This window comes from Qipengyuania sphaerica (genome assembly GCF_019711595.1).
GTDB lineage: Bacteria > Pseudomonadota > Alphaproteobacteria > Sphingomonadales > Sphingomonadaceae > Qipengyuania > Qipengyuania sphaerica.
The window spans coordinates 134,880-154,277 of sequence record NZ_JAIGNR010000004.1; the positions used below are offsets into that span (position 1 = coordinate 134,880).

Genomic DNA, 19,398 nt, shown 5'->3' on the forward strand with positions numbered 1-19,398 from the left:
GTGCTTCAACCATCGGCGATCCCGCTTGCGTCCTCGATATAGAGCGCGTCGCGTCGTTCAAGATCGTCGATATGATCGGATAACAGACGTGCGAGCCGTCTCGCCGTTCCCTTTGCCCAGCGCGGACGAACTTCTTGCAGCCTGGACCCAAGCTCACAGGTCATTGCGACAGGTAGCGCGGTGAAGAATGCGCCGAGGAAGTCGCCGACCTCGGTATCGATCCACTGGCTCGCCTCGTCCGCATCGGTCAGTATGAAAAGCGCAAGAGCGAGCTTTGGATCAACTCCGCAAGCATTCAGAATGCGTGATGCTTCGGCAAGTGTCGCAGCCCGTTCGCCGGTCAGGATCCGGCGCAATGCATCCTTGTGAATCGACGTTTGCCGGGAAATCTCGATGCCAGTCTTGCCGCTGTTCGAGACATTCGCCGCCAGCAGGCTGGAAAGGCCTTCGTGCGACTCTTCGCCTCGGGATGTGTCGGGTCTGACCAATGGACTTTCCTAAGGGTTACTCAACAAAGACTCGCGCTAGCCGAGCAGGAAGACTGTAGGAAAGTAGAAGAACAGACATAGAACAAATAGGATGATGAGAATCTCTGCCGATCCTTGATTCGCGCATAATCCGGTCGTGGGCGCGCAATTTCCGTCCGCTCTTGCGCGGACCGCGGTCAGCGAAGCGCGAGGCAGGATACCGGAGGCGCAACTTGCGGTGATTGGCAGCAAAATGTCGCTTGTTGTTTGGTCGATTGCCAGCTCGTTCCGCTTTTCCTTTTCCTACACCTAGCCTTTCAATCGAGGAAAGAACCTACAACGAACGCATCGCTGCCATTGTTCGATACGGAGTACCTCGATGACTCAGGAAAAATGGAACTTGCCCCGTCACTACTGAGAGCTGGAGGACCACCATCATTGGCCCAGGACAAACGGAAAATGCTCACCTAAACATGACCCGAATTTCGGGCCCGCCTCACTGTAGTAATACAGTGCGCCTGGTAGCGGAGGAGGGAACGAGAAGGAGTGCATAAGCCCCTGATAAACAAAGACCCTTTATTTCTCCGTCCCGAAAATACCCCCAGCGATACCCCCAACCACCGGTGGTTGCGGTAACCAGTTCATCCTCCGCGACGAACCGATTCCCTAGTATAAATTGGCCGGCATCTCACCTTCATTACGGCAGGGCTCCTGCCCCTTGATGGACCGTCCACCATGTCAAAACTCGGCAGAAGAACCGATGTTTCCCACGCGCGTAAGCCAGACCGCGAGCTAAACAATTTCAGCCAGCGCCGAGCATGCCTGTCTTGGTCCCATGGTGCTTTGAGTGACCTCGCTGAACCACACTGAACACTGAAGTACTGGCCGCGATAGTCGCGAAGCGCACTTCGTGCAGTGGAATTTATCTCGATTGTCGGGTCACCGACTTCGCTAGCGCCTCATGGCTCGCGGAACGCATCACCCCTGTGATGTTCCGTCCCCTCTTCATCGTGCTTATCCATATGCGCGTCTCGCAGGATATCGATGCCGCCGTAAAGAGCGATCCCCGCAACGGCGACACCGACAACAAGATCGGGCCAGTTCGAGCCTGTCAGCATGACAATGATCCCTGCCAGAATAATGCCACCGTTGGCGACGAAGTCGTTAAAGCTGAAGGTTGTTGCAGCGCGTAAGTTGACGTCCTTTTGCTGCAGCTTCTGAAGCAGGCGAAGGCAAACTAGGTTCACCACCGCAGCAACCGCGGCCATGGCCATCATCATGATGCCGCCCGGTTCCGATCCCTCCACAAAACGTCGGATAGCATCGGCGATCACGCCTCCTGCGAGCACGAGAAGAAGAATGCCTGACAAGCGCGCGGCGTTTCTTTTCCATGTGCGTGTTCGTGTAAGCGCGAGGAGGCTCAGGACGTAGACGAGGGCGTCAGAGGAGTTGTCCAGTCCATTGGCGATGAGGGCGTTCGAGTCGGCGAAATAGCCGAAAATAAAGAAGCCTACGGCCAGCGCGACATTGAGCCAGAGAACGACCCATAGCGTTCTTCGCTTGTCTGCGGTTTCAAGATGCAGCTCGCCTTCGCCGCTCATTCCGAACCTCCTAAATCGTACTCCCCAACCTCAGTCTCACACGTGCAAGCCGGTAGCGGTGAGCAATTTTCAATCAATGCCCGCTCTGCCCTTTGGGCGCTTTGAGCGACGTGGCCGGGCAGCGATGGAAAATACGCGCCACACCGCGATAATTGCGCGTGACCAACCGCTCGGAACTGCGCTCTTCGATGGTGAGATGACGAACCCTCATCGGCCGTTCGTGCCCTGCGAATGGCATATGCGCGTGGGTATAGGCGATTGCATCGCCCTCATCCCGCCAGATACGCAGGGCAGCAGGCGCTCCGTCCGGAAGCTGCACTTCTGCGTAATAGCCATCTGCAAAGAATACCCATGCCGGACCGGATTCGCACGACGCCGTTTCCCCTAGGCTCCAGACTCCGGCGAGAGGCGCTGGTGTGACATCGTTTTGTGCCAGGGCCGGACCGACCATCATGCCAGGGCCGGCGAGCGCTACTGCTATCTTGAATTTTCTCATCTTTTTTCACCTTCAATCCAACTTCTCGCCTTGCGTCACGTTTCTTGCAGCGGACGAGACGGCGCTTCGATGGTCTCGCCATCATCCGGAGCGGCTGCTTGCTGCAATGTCTTCCTAAAGATCAGGCTGACAATGGCGGGTAGAACGAACAGCGTCAGCGCGGTTGCGGTAATCAAGCCGCCGATCACCACGGTAGCGAGCGGTCGCTGCACTTCGGCTCCAGTCCCGGTGGCCAGTGCCATGGGGACGAAACCAAGCGACGCGACGAGCGCTGTCATCAGGACCGGGCGAAGACGCGCCAGGGCACCATCGACGATCGCATCGCTCAGCTCCAGCCCCCGCTCCAAACGTTGTTTGATGGCAGTGATCATCACGAGGCCATTGAGCGTGGCCACGCCGGACAAAGCGATGAAGCCCACGGCTGAGGAAATCGAGAACGGCATGCCGCGAAGCGCGAGGAAAAACACACCGCCGGCCAAAGCCAGCGGGATCGCGCTGAACACCGCCAAGGCTGACGTCCAACTCCCCACTGCCGCATAGAGGAGCAAAAGGATCACCGCGAAAGCGAGCGGAACCACGATGAAGAGGCGTTGCTGTGCCTGCTGCAGGTTCTGGTATTGCCCGCCCCATTCGATGAACGAGGCCGACGGCAGATCGACGTTTGCCGCCACTTCCGCCTGGGCCTCGTTGACGAAGGAACCGAGGTCGCGTTCGCGCACATTGGCGGAAACGATTACCAATCTGCGGCCCTGCTCTCGCCGAACTTCCGCGAGACCGTCAACCACCTCGAAGTCTGCAACCGCGCGCAATGGAACGCTGTCTCCATTCGGGAGTGCGATCGGCAAGGTTCCGAGCTGATCGAAATCGTTGCGATCGGCATCGGACAACCGAACCACGATATCGAACCGGCGGTCACCCTCGAACACCAGTCCGGCTTCACGGCCACCAAGCGCCACAGCCACCGACTGCGCCACATCTTCTACCGTCAGTCCGTATCGGCCGATTGTCGCTCGGTCGAACGCGATGTCGAGCGTTGGGAAACCCGAGACCTGCTGAACCTTCACGTCGGCTGCGCCCTCTATACCATTAAGGATCGCCGCAACTTCGTTGGCCGAAGACGTCATGGCGGTGAGATCGTCACCATAAAGTTTCACGGCGACATCACCGCGCACACCGGCGATCAGTTCGTTGAAGCGCAGTTCGATCGGTTGGCTGAATTCGTAGAGATTGCCGACGAGGTCGCCGAGCGCTTCTTCCATCTCGCTAACGAGATCATCCTTGGAAAGCGAGGGGTCTGGCCACTCGTTTCTCGGCTTGAGGATGACATAGGCGTCCGAGATATTCGGCGGCATCGGATCGGTCGCGACTTCGGCCGTCCCGGTCCGGGAGAAGACCAGTTCGACCTGCGGAAACTGCTTGAGACGGCCTTCGACCTGCTTTTGCATATCGAGTGAACGCTCGAGCGGGGTTGAAGGTATACGCAGCGATTGAACCGCCAAATCCCTCTCATCGAGCTGCGGCGTGAACTCACTCCCCAGAAAGGTGAAGACCAGCGCCGCGAGTGCAAATACTCCTACACCCGTCCCGATTACCGGCCACGGGCGAGCGAGCGCCTTGCGTAGCAGGGGCCCATAGCGCTCTTTGGCCAAGCGGATCGGCTTCATTTCCGTCTCGCTCACCTTTTTATTCAGCAAAAGTGCAATCATTGCCGGCACAAAGGTGAGCGAGAGGATGAAGGCCGATGCCAGCGCGAGCATCACGGTGATGGCCATGGGCGAAAAGGTCTTGCCTTCGACCCCGCTGAAGGTGAGCAAGGGGGCGAAGACAAGCAGGATGATCGCTTGCCCATAGACCGTCGGTTTGATCATTTCCTGTGCGGCAAGGCGTGTCTCGACGAGCCGCTCCGACAGGGTTAGCAGACGGCCCTCATGCTCCTGCCTGGCGGCAAGACGGGCGATACTGTTCTCAACGATGATGACGGCGCCATCGACGATCAGCCCGAAATCGAGCGCGCCAAGGCTCATCAGATTGCCCGATACGCCCAGCCGGTTCATGCCAATGGCTGCCATCAGCATAGAAAGCGGGATCACCAGTGCGGCTATGATCGCGGCACGAATATTGCCGAGCAGCAGAAACAGGATCACGATGACCAGCAGCGCACCCTCGGTCAGGTTGTTGCGCACAGTCCTGATCGTCGCGTCCACCAGAGTGGAGCGATTGTAGACGATTTCCACCGTCACTCCTAAGGGCAGCGACCCGCGCACTTCTTCCAGTCGCTCGGCGGCACCGGCGGCGACCGTGCGGCTATTTTCGCCCGCGCGCATCAACACTGTGCCGATGACTGCCTCTTCACCGTTGAGCGAACCTGCGCCTGTTCGCAGATCACCGCCCACTTCAACCGTGGCAATATCGGCCACGCGAATGGGAATGCCCTCGCGTGTCGCGACAACGGCCTGTTTGATATCTTCAACGGTACCCAGCCGTGCATCGACCCGGGCGAGCAAGGCCTCCCCTGCGCGCTCGACGAAGTTCGCACCTTCGGCTTGGTTCGCGGCTTCAAGCGCCGTGATGACCTGCTCGATTGAAACGTCGTAGCCCGCGAGGCGATCTGGATCGGGCTGCACAAGATACTGTTTTACGTAGCCACCAATCGTATCGACGCCCGCAACTCCATCGGCCGATCGCATGAGCGGAGCTACAATCCAGTCCTGAACAGTACGCAGGTATGCCGCTCTCGCCACCTCGGTATCCAGCACCTCACCGTCATCGGTGACGAAGCTTCCATCGGGTTGCCATCCCATCGGTCCGCCGCTCGGCGTATCGTTGCCGTAGGCCCCATCGAACTCGACGGTGTACATCAGGACTTCACCGAGCCCGGTGGAGATTGGCCCCATCGAAGGTTCGGCACCCTCAGGCAGCGAGGCGGCAAGTGTAGCAAGCCTTTCTTCCACCTGCGTCCGCGCGAAATAGAGGTCGGTGCCCTCCTCGAAAATCGCGGTTACCTGGCTGAACCCGTTGCGAGAGATCGAGCGGGTCATCTCCAGCCCTTCGATACCCGCCATGCCGGTTTCGACCGGGAAGGTAACCTGCGTTTCGATTTGCGAGGGAGAGAGTGCCGGAGCCTCGGTGTTGATCTGCACTTGCACATTGGTGATGTCGGGCACCGCATCGATCGGCAGACGCGCGAGGTTGAATGCACCCCAGATCGCGACGCCGAGAGCGATAACCACAACTGCCCAACGGTAGCGAACCGACAGATCGAGGATAGAACCGATCATTCCTGATCGGTGCTGCTGGTCGGGCGCGAGCGGAGAAGGACTATCAATGGCCATGCTCGGCTTCCTCCTTTCCGAGTTCGGCCTTCAAGAGGAATGCGTTCCGAGTGGCGATCCTCTGACCCTCTCGCAGGCCCGACCTTATCTGGATACGCCCCGCTGACCTTGCCCCGGTCGTCACCGGCATTGCCTGGAATCCGCTTGCCATGCGAACGAAGACGACCTGGCGGCCTTCGACCATCTGCACAGCCTCTTCCGGAACGGAAATCGCGGCAACATCGGCCTCATCCGACGGTCGGATCCGGGCTTGCAAGAACGCGCCCGGACGCAGTTCCGGCACCCCTCCCCGCAGCGCAATGATAGCGGTAGCGCTGCGGCTCTCCGGATCGAGTGCGGGTGTTACCGAACGCACGCGCCCTCCGATCTCGCGGCCCTGCCCCAATTCGAGCGTGGCCTCATCGCCAGGACTGATCCTTGCCGCATCATTGGCGGGTAGCGCCACTTGCACCTGCAACCCACTGGCATTGACGACCTGAAACAGCTCATCGCCAGCAGAGACATAGGCTCCGAGCACGATTTGGGCGCTTGTGACCTGGCCGGAAATCGGACTGGTCACGGCAAGCGAGCGTCCGTTGCCACCAACGCCTGCGGCGGCGGCAGCCGCCTGCGCCCGCGACAATTCTGCTCGCGCGACCTGGAGGTTGGCCTGCGCAGCTTCGAGATCCTGCCGCGCCGTCACATTCGCTTCGAACAGCCGGCGCTCACGGTCATAGAGCGCTGACAATTCACCCACGCGCGCTCGTGCTGCCGCGACTTGCGATGCAAGAGCGGCGGCATCGGCACTCTCGATACTCGCGATCGTCTCGCCCTTACGGACATAGTCGCCAAGCGTCTTGTTGACGCTGCGAACAACTCCGGATGCACGCGCGTCGATCCGCGCGCTCGCGTTCGGAGCGGCGGCAACGGTCGCCGGGAACACCAACTCGGTGGCGGAGCCTGCCTCGACCGTCTCGATATCGATCGACGAGGCTTCGATCTGCTGGTCGCTGATCGGCACGATCCCTTCTGGGGCATCGGCAACCTCGCTGTGCTCGTCTTCGGAATGGTCCTCGGAATCATTAGGCCAGAAGGCCCAAATGGCGGCAGTCGCGAGAAGAACGACCGCGACGGCTATGAGAATGTTACGTTTCATGGGAATGGACCTCACTCTGCAGTGAGCCAGATGAGGCGGGCGGCAAGTACGCCTCGCGTCTCTTCTGCCTGTATCAAGTTTTCACGGATGGCATCCCGCGCCTCGGCGGCGGCCAGAACTTCGATCAGTGGAAACCGCCCATTGCGGTATCCAATCTCGACCAGTCGAAGCGCTTCCTCGGCTTGCGGAAGGCTCGCGCGTGACAAGGTTTCAACCCTTGTCTCGGCAGAACGATAAAGCGTCAGGGTGCGCTCGAATTCCAGTCGATAATCGGCTTCGACAATCGCTTCCTGTGCCTGCGCAGCACGCGCCTGCGCTTCGGCGGCAGCGATATTGCCTTGATTGCGGTTGCCGAAAGGAAGCGGGATCGTAACGCCGACAATAAAGGCCTGGTCGTTGCTGCCTTCGAAGCGCCGCACTCCTGCCATGACACTCGGGTCCGGCACACGAAGCGATCGTTCGCGAGCGATCTCAGCCTGCGCGAGTTCGGTGCGAGCACCTGCCAACCGCAACGGCAGCGGATCAGATGCATCATTCGGAGCGACGGGTGGGCTAATGTCAGGGAAAGAAGACGCGACACGCCAGGGTTCTTCTGTGGGCACCCACAGCGCAGTGAGGGCCTGGCTCGAAGCAATCTCGTCAGCTTCGGCAGCCTGCAATTGCGCTTCCGCTTCGGCAAGCGATGCCTGGGCTCGCATGGCCCGTAAAGGAGGCTCTCGCCCGACCTCGACCAGCACGGTTGCGATACGCGCAAGTTCGCGATTGCGCTCGACGATTTCACGCGCGAGTTCGACGCGTTGTCCAGCGGCGACTGCCGCAATGTAGCGCTCTCTCACGGCCAGCGCGAGTTCAGCGGTCGACATATCCCGGCGAACCCCAGCAATCCTCGCCGATGCTTCCGCGCTTCCGATGCGCGCGCGGCGCTTCCCGCCAAGCTCGATCTGCTGTGCGAAGCCCAGCGTATACTCGCTGGACTGGAGACCGGAAAACGCTCCGGTTCCCGCGACATTCTCCGCCTCGAAGCTCAGCTCCGGATTGGGTCGCAGCCGCGCCTGCGTGATGGCTGCGCGCGCTGCTTCTTCCTCCGCTAAAGGCCCGTAGACCCTCGGATTGACAGAGGCTGCGTCTTCCGCGCCTGTACCAACGCCAGCGCGTTCAAGCGCTTCGTCGAGCGTAATCGTGTTTTGTGCCCATGTTTGCGAGCCGATGGACGCGGCCATAAGTGCCGCGGCCAGTGCAATGCACCGCATTTCGTATCTCCTGACTGAAACCTGGCGAGCGAGATTGCGCTCGCCACAAAAAAGGTCTCGGTCAGGCCTTCGGGGGCTGTTTGGGTACGGACGGCATGCGCGACGCCAGGGATGCTACACGCAGCGGTCGCTTCAACGTTTCTCGATGCCAGAAAGCGTTTGATACGAGGTTGCCAACTTCGCTCAAATTGAAACTGCAATTGTGATGGTGGCCACCCGCGTGGTCCTGCCGGGTCTGATCATCATCAGGGACGTCGGCATCGAAGTGCTCTGCGCCATGCGCGTAGACATGGTCGGCGGCGTGCGCAAACGTCTCTCCCTGTTCGGCATGCACATCGGGCACCATCAGCAGATTGCTGAAAAGGAGCGCGACAAACGCAAGAAAAGGCAAGATAAGACGTCGCATTACGGCGCCGCTACTAGGGTTTCGGCGCGCATGGTGCAAGAAACTATTCTGGCAAGGTTGTTTGGGAGTTTGCTCATGTCGTTATCGCCTATGGACCTGGTCAGGTAGCGAGAATATTTCTGCAAGGTCATCCGGGTACGGCATCGGCGTGAAGGCATTAACGTTGGACCGTCCCGTGTTACCCCAAGGCAGCCTGCCCGTAATATTGCCGAGCGGCGCCAGAACCAGTCGCACGAACTGTCCGAGAGCTTCGCCGATCTCCCCTTGTGTGAGAGCAAACCTGAGCATCGCAATATGCGATCGGATATGCTGCCAGAAAAATGCCTGACCGAGGATGTGCTCGCGCTCAAGTGCCCTCCACGCCGCGTCACAATTGCCTACCTGTTTTGCCTTTTCGAAAGCGGCTCTTTCGATTTCGATCAACGAGAGGATCTGTTCCTTTGCCATGATGGTCATCGGCTTTCCCCTCTTTCTAGATGAAGGCGCTCAGACCTAAGCTCAGACATCGCCTGCCGCGCGATGGCGATGGACGACCGGAGGAACAAGCCTGCCAGCATGATTGCCACGAGCAAATCCGGCAAAGCACTCGCGGTCGCGGCGACAAGAAGGCCCGCGACGATCACGGCGACATTGCCAATCGCGTCATTACGCGAACACAGCCAGACCGAGCGGACATTGCTGTCGCCGTCGCGCCATTTGAGCAGGATGATGACGCTTGCAACATTCGCGCCGAGCGCGAGCAGTGCGACCAAGCTCATGGTCTGCGCTTCGGGCGGCACGCCTTCTGCAAACCGCAACGCTGTCATTCCAAGAACTGTGATGGCGATAAGCGCGAGCGAGCCGCTTTTGATCAAGGAGGCCATAGCTCTGGTTCGAATGGATGCGCCGATCACAGCCAGGCTAAGGCCATAAGTCGCGGCGTCCCCAGCGAAGTCGAGGGCATCGGCTTTCAGAGCTTGCGAGCCGGAGGCCATACCGGCCCACATCTCGATAACGAACATGGTCGCATTGATCGCGATCACTATGATCAAGGCCCGCTTGTAGGCCGGTGACAGCCCATCGAACACTTTCTCTTCGCAGCAGCCTGACATTGTTCTTTCTTCCCGAGTCGTAATGACAGGCAGCTTGATACAAGCTACAGTGACTGTAGCTTCAAGCGAGAAATGGTAAGTCTATGAAATCTATATCAATTGGGGAGCTTTCGAAGCGATCCGGCGTGAAGATCACGACGGTACGCTACTACGAGCGCGTGGGACTAATGACGAAACCCGAGCGCAGCGCCGGCGGGCAGAGAATGTACCGCGAAGATGATGTAAAGCGCATCAGCTTCATTAAGCATTCTCGCCATTTGGGCTTTTCTCTGGATGCCATTCGCGAGATGCTACAGCTTCAAACCACCCCAGCGATGGATTGTTCTACGGCGAACGAGATCGCTGAAACGCAGCTTGCGCTTGTCCGACAGCGCATCGCGCAACTCACATCTCTCGAAAAAGAGCTGGAGCGTATCGCCAAAGCTTGCGGCGGTGGGGCCGCAGCGGATTGCAAGGTTATCGAAGCTCTCGGCGATCACAGCCAATGTGACACCGAGCGGCACGAGAAGGTCGAGGGGCTCTGAGCGCTCGGCAGATCCGACACGTTCGGCATAAAACGCGATCTCCCAAACCATTGTTCGTCTATTATCTAAAGAAAGACAGGCTCGGGCAGCACCGAAGTAGCCAATCCGATCAACTTGTAGTTGACGGTTAACGGCCCTCGGGACACGCTAATGGGCGATGGGACGAACGACTTGGCTTTTCCTGATTCTCGGCTCCCTGATTTCGTTTGTCTGGGAAAGCTACCAGATGCCGTTCTTTGAATCAGGTAGTTTGACTTCCTACCAACAGACGATCCGTTGTGGGATTGCCAGCCTGGGCGATGGGGTCATCCTGTTGGCAGCTCATCGCCTAGCCGTTTTCATTGGCGGAGCTGATTGGTGGGCCAGCTCGCGCAAATCTGCATATTTTACCTATTTCGGCTTCGGTCTCGCCGTTGCGGTGTTGGTAGAACTGATCGCCACATCGTTACCGCCCGATAGTGTCTTCGCGTGGCGATATAGCCGATTGATGCCGATCGACCCTGTTTTAGGCTTGGCGCTCGTACCGATAGCCATGTGGGTGATTGTTCCCGGAGTGACCCTGGTTCTGGTGCGTTTTACCACAGCCAGGACCGTCTGAGCCACCATTCGAGCGCCGCAGGTTTGTCGGCTACCTCTTTCTAACCCGCAGCCTTGGCATTCGGTTTGCAAGGAGAACAAAGCCCGACAGGGCCATGACCGTGCCGCCTATACCAAACAGGAGCAGCCACCAGCTGTTGATGCGGTCACGCTGGGTCCAATCCATGATGTGCAAGCCCCAGATGAAATCGAACAGGCGCCAGGTATCGCTGCGTGCCGCCCCGACTGTACCACTCGAAGCATCGACATAGATGCGTGTGGAAGCCTCGTCCCCGTATGTGACCTGCCAAGCCGGAAAAGGTCCGCGAAATTCTGTCCCCACTGGCTCGTCAACAAGTCGCGCGGACTCGATCGTCGTTCGAGGTCCAGTCCAGGCGCGCAGGGCAACCGATTTCGCTGTCTCAGCCGAGATTGGCGAGAGTTTTCGCCCGGTCGCCGGATCGTGCAGGCTAACGCTTCCGTCGATCAGTTGGATCTCTGTTACCGCTTCGCCATCGAGCGAACGCATCGTCACAGCAGCAAGGTTGCCCTTGTTTGCGACCCAGGCAGGGAGCGGGGCGTCGGCAGACAGCGCTTGTGGTTCACGCGAAACGACGTGCTCGGAGCGAACCTCCTTGATATCGAGAAACGACATCAAGGCACCGGTTCCCATCCACAATAGAACCTGAAGACCGACCAAAATCGCCAGCCACTTGTGAATCTTGCTGCCCAGCACATGCAGGCGCAGCTTTACCGAACGCGTCACCAAGCTTCGCTACCCTCCCAGCTTTTACTTTCAGTTCCGCGGTGCTCGCGATGACGAATGGTACTGCACAATTTTCCAGCCCGAAGCATCGTGCGAGAGTACCGATGTCGCAACACCATCACGATCGAATACGCGCCCATCCTCCAGCTCGATCCGATACCCGTAAGTTTCATAGCCATAAGCCATATGCCCCATACGCGTCACGGTCAGCGTCGGATCGGAAAAGGTGAAGCTCTTGATCGCATGAAGCTCGGGGCCGAGATGATGCACCATATAGTTTGCGAAGCTACCCTCTGCCTTGCCGTTTTCGAAAATTGCGGACGATTCCGCGAAGAGCGCGGACATCGCGTCGGCATCGCGTGCTTCCAGGGCAGTGCGATAGGCCTTCAGCACATCTTCCGCTCCCGCAACATCGTCGACAGAAGCGTCCATGGCTTGCATCGGGTGGCCTGCATGGGATGAATGATCCATCTGCTGCGCCGATGCAGCCGTTGGCATCAGCGCAAGTGCGAGCGCGGTCGATACGATCCGTGTGACAGCCTTGTTCATTTTTCTTGTATTCCTTCTCTATACATTCAGAACCAGAACCTTACGCCGACGACATAATTGGTGACGCTTGGATCCTCTCCGACGGCCCGCGCAAAATCCTCGCTGCCGCCGATGCGCCATTCCTGCGAAACGCCGACATAGGGTGCGAACTCACGTGCGAACTCGTATCGCAGACGCAGGCCCGCCTCGATCCGGTCGAGACCGGCACCGATGCCCAGCTCCGAAATGTCCTGCGCAGAAAGCGCGAGTTCGGCTCTCGGTTGGAGGATCAGTCGCTGCGTGATGCGCTGGTCGAGTTCAGCCTCGATCCGTGCGATCACATCGCCTTTGGTGGAGACGAAAACTGCGGCATCGACTTCGAACTGGTAAGGCGCGAGCCCTTGGATACCGATCACTGCATGGGTGCGCTCGGGGCCAGTCAGATCCTGGCGGACACCGGCTTGAAAATCGAAGAAGGGTGCAATGGCGCGGCTCCAGAGCGCCTGGACCTCGGCACCCTCGATGGACTCCCCGAAGCTGCCCTCGCCTTCCGACTTGAACCAGAACTTGTCGATATCGCCGCCATAATAGCCCTGAACATCCCAAAGATAACCGTCGCCCCCTTCGCGGGCGCGGAATTCTAGCCGGTCGCCCTGGAACCAGAATTGGATGCCACCATCGGTCTCGCGGATGAGTTCGCGCCGCGCTTCGTCCATGGCGTCCTCGCCCCAGATAGAAGCTGCCGCACGCGCGGGGCCGCTACCTGCCTCGGGAGGAGGCGGCAGCAACCGGATATCATCGTCCGAGCCCATCTGCATCGCCGAGTGGTCCATGCCCTGCATGTCCTGCGTGCCCGTCTGCCCATGGTTCATCTGGCTATGATCCATCTGCCCGTGATCCATCGACGAGCTGTCGGCGTCCGCCTGCGGCATCGAGCCGTGATCCATTTCCGCGTGGCCCGCGGAGGACGAACTTGGACCGGCAGCATCCATCGGCATCGTCATGCTCGACTGATCATCCTGAGCGGTCATCGAACCATGATCCATGGTAGAATGATCTATGCTAGGGTGGTCCGTGGCAGCTTCAGGCTGGGCAGCGGGTCCGCATCCATCTTCGGCTACCTGATGCCCCATCGCGCGATGGGGCTCGGCTTCTTGCTCGCACTTTGTCTTGGCAGCGGCCTGCGGCCCGGCACCCTTCTGCTGCGCCATTGCTGAATGATTGTGATCCTGCGCCGCGGCGGGCACCGCAACAACTGAAACGGCCGCAACCGAGGCGAGCGAGCTAAAGACAGGAGTCTTCATGCTGTGCTCCCATCTGGGTTGGCAACGGTAACGATTTGAAACATACCGGCATGCATGTGGTAGAGTAGGTGACAGTGGAAAGCCCAGTCGCCCGTCTCGTCCGCCGTCAGGTCGAACTGCGCGCTGCCGCCCGGCTGCACGACAACCGTGTGTTTGAGCGGTTGGCGGTCTCCAGGCGCGCCATTGACCAATTCGAAAAAATGGCCGTGGAGGTGGATGGGGTGCGCCATCATCGTATCGTTGATTAGCTTCACGCGCACGCGCTCGTTATAGGCAAAGCGGATCGGTTCGTCGGAGACGGCGGAGAACTTCTTGCCGTCGAACGACCACATGTAGCGCTCCATGTTGCCGGTGAGGTGTATTTCCATCCGCCGTGAAGGAGTTCGCGGATCCTTGTTCGGCACCAGTGCGCGAAGCTTGCGGTAGTCGAGCGTTCGATGGGGAACATCGGCAAGACCGATGCCGGGATCGCCCATTCGGTCGACCGGATTCATCGACACCATGTCGAGACCCGGCCCCACCTTCACATCGGGCGGCAAGCGCGAGGTATCGCGCATTTTCATGCCCGACATGCCGGCCATGCCAACCATTTCGGTATCGCCGGAGGAACCGTGATCCATCCCCGCCATGTCGCCGCCATTGCCGTGGTCCATTCCCGACATGCCGGCATCGCCGCCCGAGCCGTGATCCATACCGCTCATTCCCATGTCTGCCATGGTCAAGAGCGGCGGATCGCGCAGGGGCGGAATTGCGGCGCGCGCACCGGGTGCGCTCGCAAGCGTGGCGATCCCCATGCCCGAGCGGTCCATGGATTCCGCCACCAGTGTGTAAGCTTGTTGTTCGCCCGGCGTAACGACGACATCATATGTCTCGGCAACGCCAATCTGGAACTCGTCGACCTCGACCGGTTCGACATCCTTCCCGTCCGCCTGCACGACAGTCATCGGCAGGCCGGGAATACGGATGTTGAAGAAGGTCATGGCGCCGGCATTGATGAAGCGCAGCCGCACGCGTTCGCCAGGCCGGAAAAGGTATTCCAGATTGTCGAGCGGGCCATGACCGTTGAGAAGGTAGGTGTAAGCCGCGCTCGACACGTCGAGGATGTCGGTCGGCATCATGCGCATTTTCGCCCACATCCGGCGATCCTCACCCGAAAGCGGGTAGTCGTCGGTCCAGGTGTTCTGATTGTAGTTGAAGTAGCCTTCGCCCTTCTTCAGTTTGTCGAAAATCGTGTGCGGGGACATGGCGCTGAACTCGCTCAGAACCACGATATATTCGCGGTCAGCCTGAACCGGATCGGGCCCTTCCGGATCGACCACGATCGCGCCGTAGTGTCCGGCCTGTTCCTGCAGGCCGCTATGCGAGTGCCACCAATAGGTGCCCGCCTGACGAACCGGGAATTCTGCGGTGAAGGTTTCTCCCGGCTTGACGCCGGGGAAGCTCACGCCCGGCACGCCATCTAGCTGAAACGGCACGAGCAGGCCATGCCAGTGGATCGAGGTATCTTCCTGGAGTTGGTTGTGCACATTGAGCCGGACTGTCGTACCTTCCTGCAAGCGCAACAGCGGGCCGGGGATAGTGCCGTTGACGGCAATGGCACCGCCGCGCCTGTTACCCGTCGCGAAGGCCGACCGCGCAACGGTGAGGTCGATATTCGGCCCGGACACTTCGTCCAGCCCTTTGCGGGCATTTCCCGCCGAGATATCCGCGCCGCGCGCCCAAGCGGGCATGGCGACGCTGAGACCAAGCAAGCCCAAGCCGCCAGCGCTTGTGCCGAGGAATTTTCTGCGATTTACGATTGTCATCCTAAAAAGGCTCCTGAGGGGTTTCCTTCCGTTACGAACGGAAGGACCTAATCCCTCAGAACTTCTCGAATTTTTCGCGCAGGCGCTGCCTTGCCCGGTAGACGCGGGTCTCGATCGCTTTCTCGCTCACGCCTAGCAGACTTGCCGCTTCTGCCTGGCTGCGCCCATCGATACTCACCAGCACAAGGGCTTCGCGCAGCCGGACCGGGAGCCGTTCGATTTCGGCTCTAAGCAAGCTCAGTTCCTGACGGGCCGCCGCGCGGTTTTCCGGATCGGGACTTTCATCCGCGACGAGAGCTGCATCGTCTGCCGACACCAGTCCAAAGTAACGTTTCGCTTTTCTGGTTCTGAGCCGGTCGCGGCACTTATTGAGGACCACCGTAGTCAGATAGGGGCCGACTGGTCTTTCAGGGTCGAGGCGATGCCTCGCGACCCAAACCGATGCCAGGCCGTCCTGGACAGCGTCTTCGCCCTGTGGTTGGCTTCCAAGCATACGCGTCGCGAGGGTCAGCAGTCGGCCAATATGTGGCTCAACCAGCGCAGTGAACGCGGCTCTGCTTCCCTCGACAGACTGCCGGACCAACTCCTGCTCGTGGTCGCTTCCGTGCGAAGACACGGTCGATCAGTCGCGCGGAGCGTTGGTCAGAGCATCGGAGACCTGACGGTCGAACAAAAGCTTTTGGTCCGGGTCGAGCAGTTCGCGCATATCGAAGACATGGCGCACGGTCGCTTTCTGGAGTGCGCCCATCTTCTCGTGGACGTCATCGATCGCGGCGCTCACTTCGGGGCCGTATTCGTGTTCGGCCTCCATTGCCCTTGCGAGCCGGGCATTGGCCGCGCGCAGCGAGGCTTCCAGTTCTGATTTTTCTACGGCATAGCGGCTTTCCAAGGCTTCAAGCCGTGAGTTTTGCTCGGGGCTAAGCTCTAGTTCATCATGAACGAACTGGTGCAATCCGCCGCTTGGTTCCCCGTCGCGCCAATAATCCGATGCAAAGGCACCGAGGCAACCAGCGAGCGCTGCAAGCAGGATGGCGAAGAGTATATGCTGCGTCTTCAATTCTAGCGCCCGCCTTCCAGAAGGGCTGCCGGAGACAGCCTTTCGCCGGAATCAAAACTGGCGACAGCAAGCTTTGCCGAAGCATCGAGGTTGCGCGGGACCTCACTCGCTCCGAACCCTGCGCCCAGACCGACGACGAACAATCCGGAGAAAAGCGCTGCGCGCCGGCGCCTCTCAGCGATTACGCCCAACTCTCCAGCCCGGTGCCACACCCCATCCATGAGCTGATGGGGGTCGCTCGAACCGGTTTGCTGAGCCAGCGATGCCAGCGCGGCATCGAAAGAAGGGTGCTTGGTCATGTTATACTCTTTGTAGCGATACACACAGCTATACGCTGAACTTCGCGCAAGCCCTTAAAGAAATTTGAGGGCTAGGCTCAGCGACTGCGTATCAAGGTTATGCAAACCCGGCGACATCTGACCTTCCTTGCTCTTCTGATCGCGACCTTTTTGGCAGCGCCTCTCGGCGCGCACGAAGGTCATAAATCAAACATGTCCGATGAAGAGATGGTGATGATGGAAGCCAGCTCCACTGATGCAAAAACCAATCACGGCACTGGTGGAGCAATTGCACACAGCCATAGTGCGAGCGCCGAACACAGCATGTCGGCCGACCAGATGATGCAACAAAAGATCGAGGAGAACCGCCTTACCTCGTTCAGTGATCTATTGGCCAGACTGCATCCGATTGCAGCCCATTTCCCGATCGCGCTCTTTCTGGTCGCTGCGCTCACGGAGTTCGGCCTGATCCTCAGGCCCAGCCTGGGCCTTCAAACCACGGTTCGTTTTCTGGTGGCCGCAGGTGCAATTGGCGGACTTGGCACCGCCGCTTTTGGCTGGTTCGCAGCGGGCTGGCGACTTTCTGACCGATCCGAGACGTTGGCCATCCATCGTTGGAATGGCACTGCGATTGCGGCCGCCGGTCTGTTAGCCTGGTGGCTGAGTTCACCGGGCAAAAACCGTTGGTGGCTCAGACTGGTGCTGGCCATCATCGCCGGGGCGCTCATCGTCCAAGGCTATTACGGCGGCGAAATGGTTCATGGCCCCAACCATATGGGGGTCATGTGATGCGTGATACGAGCCTGCCAAGGGGAGATCGCAGTTTCACTCCGGCCCTGGGCAAGGTTTGGCTCACGCCGGTATACGATGCAGCGATCGCGCTGTTGACCCGCGAGCATGTCTGGCGCGACGCCGCGGTCCGCGCCGCCGACCTCAAGCCCTTCGACAAGGTGATCGATGTCGGCAGCGGAACCGGCACCCTTCTGCGTCAGATGATGTCGAGCTGCCCGCCTGCTGAATACCTCGGTGTCGAACCAGACCCTGACGTCTTAGCAATCGCCGAGCGCAAATGCGGCAGCGTCTCTCACATGATCCAGTGGCACAATGGCTTTCTTGACACCCTCGACCTCGGTCGGGGTTGGCAACCGAACAAGATCATAAGCAGCCTCGTTCTTCACCAAGTCTCCCCTGAGCAGAAGCGCGCAATCCTCGAACAAATCTCGGCGTTGCTAACGCCTGGCGGCATGGTGTTGATCGCCGACTATATGCGTCAGGAACCGCCGCTGATGCGTCGGCTTTTCAGAATGACCGTCCAACAGCTCGACGGGATCGAGGATACCCAGCCCAATGCGGACGGGCTCATCGAAGAACATCTGCAAGAAATCTTCGAGGATGCTGAACGCCTGCGAGTTTTTCCCACCGCAACCGGGGCGATTTTGCTTTGGCGCGGATACACCAAGAAGGTCCCCGACTCATGAAAATCCGGTTTTTGGTCCTACCTAAAAGGTCGCTTGTGGCATCCGCATTGTTGTTGCTGGCAGCCTGCTCAAACGCTGCCCAGGCTGCGACCTACACGATGTTCCGCGATCCCAATTGCGGTTGTTGCCTGAAATGGGCTGATCACGTCGAGCACAAAACGGATGCCGAGGTGACCTCGGTCGATACGACCGAAATGGCACGGATCAAAACCGAGCGCGGCGTGCCGCAAGAGCTCTGGTCGTGCCACACGATGGAAATCGAGGGCTACATGATCGAGGGCCATGTACCGGCAGATGCGATCGAACGATTGCTGCGCGAACGGCCGGAGGGCGTCACCGGGCTGGCCGTTCCCGGCATGCCCGTCGGCTCGCCCGGCATGGAATTCGAAAACCGGATTCAGCCATTCGATGTGATCGCCTTTGGACCTAGCGGCCAAAGCGTGTTCGCATCCTACCCCTGAAACTCAAACCCTATCGGAGAAACACGACGAGATATCTTACGGCGATAAAAATGACGAGCACGAGAGACGGCGGAGGAGGACAAGCCGCGAGCGGGTCACGATCATCACTGATGCGAAACGCCGCCAGGGTCCTTCCCCTCCAAATCCCCATGCCTTGGCGGCGTAACCGATATCTATTTGGCCATCTTTTCGACCAATGCGACAAGTTCGGCGACTTTCTCCGACTGATCGGCCTTATCGTCCGAAGCGATCGCTTCTTCGATGCAATGTCGGGCGTGAATGTCGAGGACCTTGATACGCGCTTGCCGCGCCGCCGCTTCGAGCGCGATGATCTGCTGGAGAATATCCACACAATAGCGGTCTTCCTCCATCATTTTGACAATACCGCGAGCCTGCCCTTCGACACGTCGCATGCGGGTTATGGTGTTCGCAAATTTGCTGCTTTTTTTGTCGCTCATGGTCGTTTCTCCGTTGGCCGAGACCAATCCCCCAAATCCTAGACGCTTGCAATCCTGCATCGCAAATACTATACCCCCCTATAGTATATTTCAATTGGAGCTTATAATGTCTGATACGCCTTTGAGAGCCTCGATCATGACTTGGGGATGGACGCTGAGCGCCTTCCTTCTCGCCAGCTACCTCATCTGCATTGGTTTTGGGTTGCTCGCCCCTGCGCAATTCCGCATGCACGAGGCCTGGGCGCCGTGGCTCCCTGGGTTTGAATGGCTCACGCTGACCGGTTTCATCGCCGGGGCGATCGGCAGCTTTCTTTACGGTTGGTACATCGCGGGGCTGGCCGTGCCGCTCTACCGCTTCTTCCGAGCTCGCAACCGATAGCACTGA

23 protein-coding genes are annotated in these 19,398 nt (G+C 59.2%); 7 read left to right on the top strand and 16 right to left on the bottom strand.

Going from position 1 to position 19,398, the window contains the following annotated elements; genetic code table 11:
* Window positions 1-5: 5 nt before the first annotated feature.
* The 6 genes from K3178_RS12625 to K3178_RS12650 all read right to left on the bottom strand — a co-directional run bounded on the left by K3178_RS12625 (window position 6) and on the right by K3178_RS12650 (window position 8,281).
* Window positions 6-488, bottom strand: coding sequence for a helix-turn-helix domain-containing protein (locus tag K3178_RS12625; protein ID WP_221571790.1), 483 nt, complete (start codon window positions 486-488; stop codon window positions 6-8).
* 938 nt (window positions 489-1,426) lie between these two features.
* The gene (locus K3178_RS12630) at window positions 1,427-2,068 is read right to left on the bottom strand and encodes a cation diffusion facilitator family transporter (protein ID WP_051699725.1); all 642 of its coding nucleotides are present in this window, start codon (window positions 2,066-2,068) and stop codon (window positions 1,427-1,429) included.
* A 73-nt stretch (window positions 2,069-2,141) separates the two neighbouring features.
* Window positions 2,142-2,564 (bottom strand): hypothetical protein, encoded by a 423-nt coding sequence (locus tag K3178_RS14220; RefSeq protein WP_247271578.1) that lies wholly within the window; start codon window positions 2,562-2,564, stop codon window positions 2,142-2,144.
* Window positions 2,565-2,599: 35 nt separating this feature from the next.
* Window positions 2,600-5,842: an efflux RND transporter permease subunit gene (locus K3178_RS12640; protein WP_051699723.1), complete on the bottom strand. Its 3,243-nt coding sequence runs from the start codon at window positions 5,840-5,842 to the stop codon at window positions 2,600-2,602.
* Window positions 5,843-5,885: 43 nt separating this feature from the next.
* Window positions 5,886-7,031 (bottom strand): efflux RND transporter periplasmic adaptor subunit, encoded by a 1,146-nt coding sequence (locus K3178_RS12645; RefSeq protein ID WP_034953556.1) that lies wholly within the window; start codon window positions 7,029-7,031, stop codon window positions 5,886-5,888.
* 11 nt (window positions 7,032-7,042) lie between these two features.
* Window positions 7,043-8,281: a TolC family protein gene (locus K3178_RS12650; protein ID WP_034953555.1), complete on the bottom strand. Its 1,239-nt coding sequence runs from the start codon at window positions 8,279-8,281 to the stop codon at window positions 7,043-7,045.
* A gap of 205 nt (window positions 8,282-8,486) precedes the next feature.
* Here K3178_RS12650 and K3178_RS12655 point away from each other — a divergent pair, with 205 nt between their 5' ends.
* Window positions 8,487-8,795: a hypothetical protein gene (locus tag K3178_RS12655; protein ID WP_034953554.1), complete on the top strand. Its 309-nt coding sequence runs from the start codon at window positions 8,487-8,489 to the stop codon at window positions 8,793-8,795.
* Here K3178_RS12655 and K3178_RS12660 read toward each other — a convergent pair.
* The gene (locus K3178_RS12660) at window positions 8,769-9,143 is read right to left on the bottom strand and encodes a DUF3703 domain-containing protein (RefSeq protein WP_234715557.1); all 375 of its coding nucleotides are present in this window, start codon (window positions 9,141-9,143) and stop codon (window positions 8,769-8,771) included. The two genes, K3178_RS12655 and K3178_RS12660, sit on opposite strands and share 27 nt — an antisense overlap.
* On the bottom strand, window positions 9,140-9,778 hold the full coding sequence (locus tag K3178_RS12665; protein ID WP_034953552.1) for a cation efflux transmembrane domain-containing protein: 639 nt from the start codon (window positions 9,776-9,778) through the stop codon (window positions 9,140-9,142). The genes K3178_RS12660 and K3178_RS12665 overlap by 4 nt, the downstream gene beginning before the upstream one ends.
* A gap of 83 nt (window positions 9,779-9,861) precedes the next feature.
* Here K3178_RS12665 and K3178_RS12670 point away from each other — a divergent pair, with 83 nt between their 5' ends.
* Together K3178_RS12670 and K3178_RS12675 are read left to right on the top strand one after the other, a co-directional pair.
* On the top strand, window positions 9,862-10,302 hold the full coding sequence (locus tag K3178_RS12670) for a MerR family transcriptional regulator (RefSeq protein WP_034953551.1): 441 nt from the start codon (window positions 9,862-9,864) through the stop codon (window positions 10,300-10,302).
* Between the two features lie 157 nt (window positions 10,303-10,459).
* Window positions 10,460-10,900, top strand: coding sequence for a hypothetical protein (locus tag K3178_RS12675; RefSeq protein WP_034953550.1), 441 nt, complete (start codon window positions 10,460-10,462; stop codon window positions 10,898-10,900).
* 30 nt (window positions 10,901-10,930) lie between these two features.
* Here K3178_RS12675 and K3178_RS12680 read toward each other — a convergent pair whose 3' ends face one another.
* Genes K3178_RS12680 through K3178_RS12710 form a run of 7 tightly spaced genes read right to left on the bottom strand, consistent with a single transcriptional unit; the run spans window position 10,931 to window position 16,637 of the window.
* Window positions 10,931-11,644 (bottom strand): PepSY domain-containing protein, encoded by a 714-nt coding sequence (locus K3178_RS12680; RefSeq protein WP_247271579.1) that lies wholly within the window; start codon window positions 11,642-11,644, stop codon window positions 10,931-10,933.
* Between the two features lie 30 nt (window positions 11,645-11,674).
* Window positions 11,675-12,193 (bottom strand): YybH family protein, encoded by a 519-nt coding sequence (locus K3178_RS12685; protein WP_221571791.1) that lies wholly within the window; start codon window positions 12,191-12,193, stop codon window positions 11,675-11,677.
* Window positions 12,194-12,219: 26 nt separating this feature from the next.
* Window positions 12,220-13,476 (bottom strand): copper resistance protein B, encoded by a 1,257-nt coding sequence (locus tag K3178_RS12690; protein WP_221571792.1) that lies wholly within the window; start codon window positions 13,474-13,476, stop codon window positions 12,220-12,222.
* The gene (locus K3178_RS12695) at window positions 13,473-15,281 is read right to left on the bottom strand and encodes a copper resistance system multicopper oxidase (protein ID WP_221571793.1); all 1,809 of its coding nucleotides are present in this window, start codon (window positions 15,279-15,281) and stop codon (window positions 13,473-13,475) included. Before K3178_RS12695 ends, K3178_RS12690 begins: the two co-directional genes overlap by 4 nt.
* A gap of 55 nt (window positions 15,282-15,336) precedes the next feature.
* Complete coding sequence (locus K3178_RS12700; RefSeq protein ID WP_034953546.1) at window positions 15,337-15,897, bottom strand: RNA polymerase sigma factor; 561 nt, start codon at window positions 15,895-15,897, stop codon at window positions 15,337-15,339.
* Window positions 15,898-15,903: 6 nt separating this feature from the next.
* A complete protein-coding gene (locus K3178_RS12705; protein ID WP_034953545.1) occupies window positions 15,904-16,338 on the bottom strand; it encodes a periplasmic heavy metal sensor in 435 nt (144 codons plus the stop codon).
* Between the two features lie 2 nt (window positions 16,339-16,340).
* Window positions 16,341-16,637, bottom strand: a complete 297-nt coding sequence (locus K3178_RS12710; RefSeq protein ID WP_034953544.1) for a hypothetical protein — start codon at window positions 16,635-16,637, stop codon at window positions 16,341-16,343.
* A gap of 192 nt (window positions 16,638-16,829) precedes the next feature.
* On the opposite strand from K3178_RS12710, the gene K3178_RS12715 reads away from it, so the two are divergent.
* The 3 genes from K3178_RS12715 to K3178_RS12725 are packed head-to-tail and all read left to right on the top strand — an operon-like array spanning window position 16,830 to window position 18,555.
* Window positions 16,830-17,405 carry a DUF2231 domain-containing protein gene (locus tag K3178_RS12715; protein WP_221571794.1) on the top strand — a complete coding sequence of 192 codons (576 nt, stop codon included), beginning with the start codon at window positions 16,830-16,832 and terminating at the stop codon, window positions 17,403-17,405.
* On the top strand, window positions 17,405-18,094 hold the full coding sequence (locus tag K3178_RS12720; RefSeq protein WP_221571795.1) for a class I SAM-dependent methyltransferase: 690 nt from the start codon (window positions 17,405-17,407) through the stop codon (window positions 18,092-18,094). The genes K3178_RS12715 and K3178_RS12720 overlap by 1 nt, the downstream gene beginning before the upstream one ends.
* The gene (locus tag K3178_RS12725) at window positions 18,091-18,555 is read left to right on the top strand and encodes a DUF411 domain-containing protein (protein ID WP_034953541.1); all 465 of its coding nucleotides are present in this window, start codon (window positions 18,091-18,093) and stop codon (window positions 18,553-18,555) included. The genes K3178_RS12720 and K3178_RS12725 overlap by 4 nt, the downstream gene beginning before the upstream one ends.
* Before the next feature lie 173 nt (window positions 18,556-18,728).
* Here K3178_RS12725 and K3178_RS12730 read toward each other — a convergent pair whose 3' ends face one another.
* Window positions 18,729-19,073, bottom strand: coding sequence for a metal-sensitive transcriptional regulator (locus K3178_RS12730; RefSeq protein WP_247713781.1), 345 nt, complete (start codon window positions 19,071-19,073; stop codon window positions 18,729-18,731).
* Window positions 19,074-19,119: 46 nt separating this feature from the next.
* On the opposite strand from K3178_RS12730, the gene K3178_RS12735 reads away from it, so the two are divergent.
* On the top strand, window positions 19,120-19,392 hold the full coding sequence (locus K3178_RS12735; RefSeq protein ID WP_221571796.1) for a hypothetical protein: 273 nt from the start codon (window positions 19,120-19,122) through the stop codon (window positions 19,390-19,392).
* The last annotated feature ends 6 nt before the right edge of the window (window positions 19,393-19,398 follow it).

Excerpts from the sequence above, each read along its gene's own strand:
- K3178_RS12630 (WP_051699725.1), bottom strand. The coding sequence starts at position 2,068 with ATGAGCGGCGAAGGCGAGCTGCATCTTGAAACCGCAGACAAGCGAAGA.
- K3178_RS14220 (WP_247271578.1), bottom strand. The coding sequence starts at position 2,564 with ATGAGAAAATTCAAGATAGCAGTAGCGCTCGCCGGCCCTGGCATGATG.
- K3178_RS12640 (WP_051699723.1), bottom strand. The coding sequence starts at position 5,842 with ATGATCGGTTCTATCCTCGATCTGTCGGTTCGCTACCGTTGGGCAGTT.
- K3178_RS12645 (WP_034953556.1), bottom strand. The coding sequence starts at position 7,031 with ATGAAACGTAACATTCTCATAGCCGTCGCGGTCGTTCTTCTCGCGACT.
- K3178_RS12650 (WP_034953555.1), bottom strand. The coding sequence starts at position 8,281 with ATGCGGTGCATTGCACTGGCCGCGGCACTTATGGCCGCGTCCATCGGC.
- K3178_RS12655 (WP_034953554.1), top strand. The coding sequence starts at position 8,487 with ATGGTGGCCACCCGCGTGGTCCTGCCGGGTCTGATCATCATCAGGGAC.
- K3178_RS12660 (WP_234715557.1), bottom strand. The coding sequence starts at position 9,143 with ATGACCATCATGGCAAAGGAACAGATCCTCTCGTTGATCGAAATCGAA.
- K3178_RS12665 (WP_034953552.1), bottom strand. The coding sequence starts at position 9,778 with ATGTCAGGCTGCTGCGAAGAGAAAGTGTTCGATGGGCTGTCACCGGCC.
- K3178_RS12670 (WP_034953551.1), top strand. The coding sequence starts at position 9,862 with ATGAAATCTATATCAATTGGGGAGCTTTCGAAGCGATCCGGCGTGAAG.
- K3178_RS12675 (WP_034953550.1), top strand. The coding sequence starts at position 10,460 with ATGGGACGAACGACTTGGCTTTTCCTGATTCTCGGCTCCCTGATTTCG.
- K3178_RS12685 (WP_221571791.1), bottom strand. The coding sequence starts at position 12,193 with ATGAACAAGGCTGTCACACGGATCGTATCGACCGCGCTCGCACTTGCG.
- K3178_RS12690 (WP_221571792.1), bottom strand. The coding sequence starts at position 13,476 with ATGAAGACTCCTGTCTTTAGCTCGCTCGCCTCGGTTGCGGCCGTTTCA.
- K3178_RS12695 (WP_221571793.1), bottom strand. The coding sequence starts at position 15,281 with ATGACAATCGTAAATCGCAGAAAATTCCTCGGCACAAGCGCTGGCGGC.
- K3178_RS12710 (WP_034953544.1), bottom strand. The coding sequence starts at position 16,637 with ATGACCAAGCACCCTTCTTTCGATGCCGCGCTGGCATCGCTGGCTCAG.
- K3178_RS12715 (WP_221571794.1), top strand. The coding sequence starts at position 16,830 with ATGTCCGATGAAGAGATGGTGATGATGGAAGCCAGCTCCACTGATGCA.
- K3178_RS12720 (WP_221571795.1), top strand. The coding sequence starts at position 17,405 with ATGCGTGATACGAGCCTGCCAAGGGGAGATCGCAGTTTCACTCCGGCC.
- K3178_RS12725 (WP_034953541.1), top strand. The coding sequence starts at position 18,091 with ATGAAAATCCGGTTTTTGGTCCTACCTAAAAGGTCGCTTGTGGCATCC.
- K3178_RS12730 (WP_247713781.1), bottom strand. The coding sequence starts at position 19,073 with ATGCAGGATTGCAAGCGTCTAGGATTTGGGGGATTGGTCTCGGCCAAC.
- K3178_RS12735 (WP_221571796.1), top strand. The coding sequence starts at position 19,120 with ATGTCTGATACGCCTTTGAGAGCCTCGATCATGACTTGGGGATGGACG.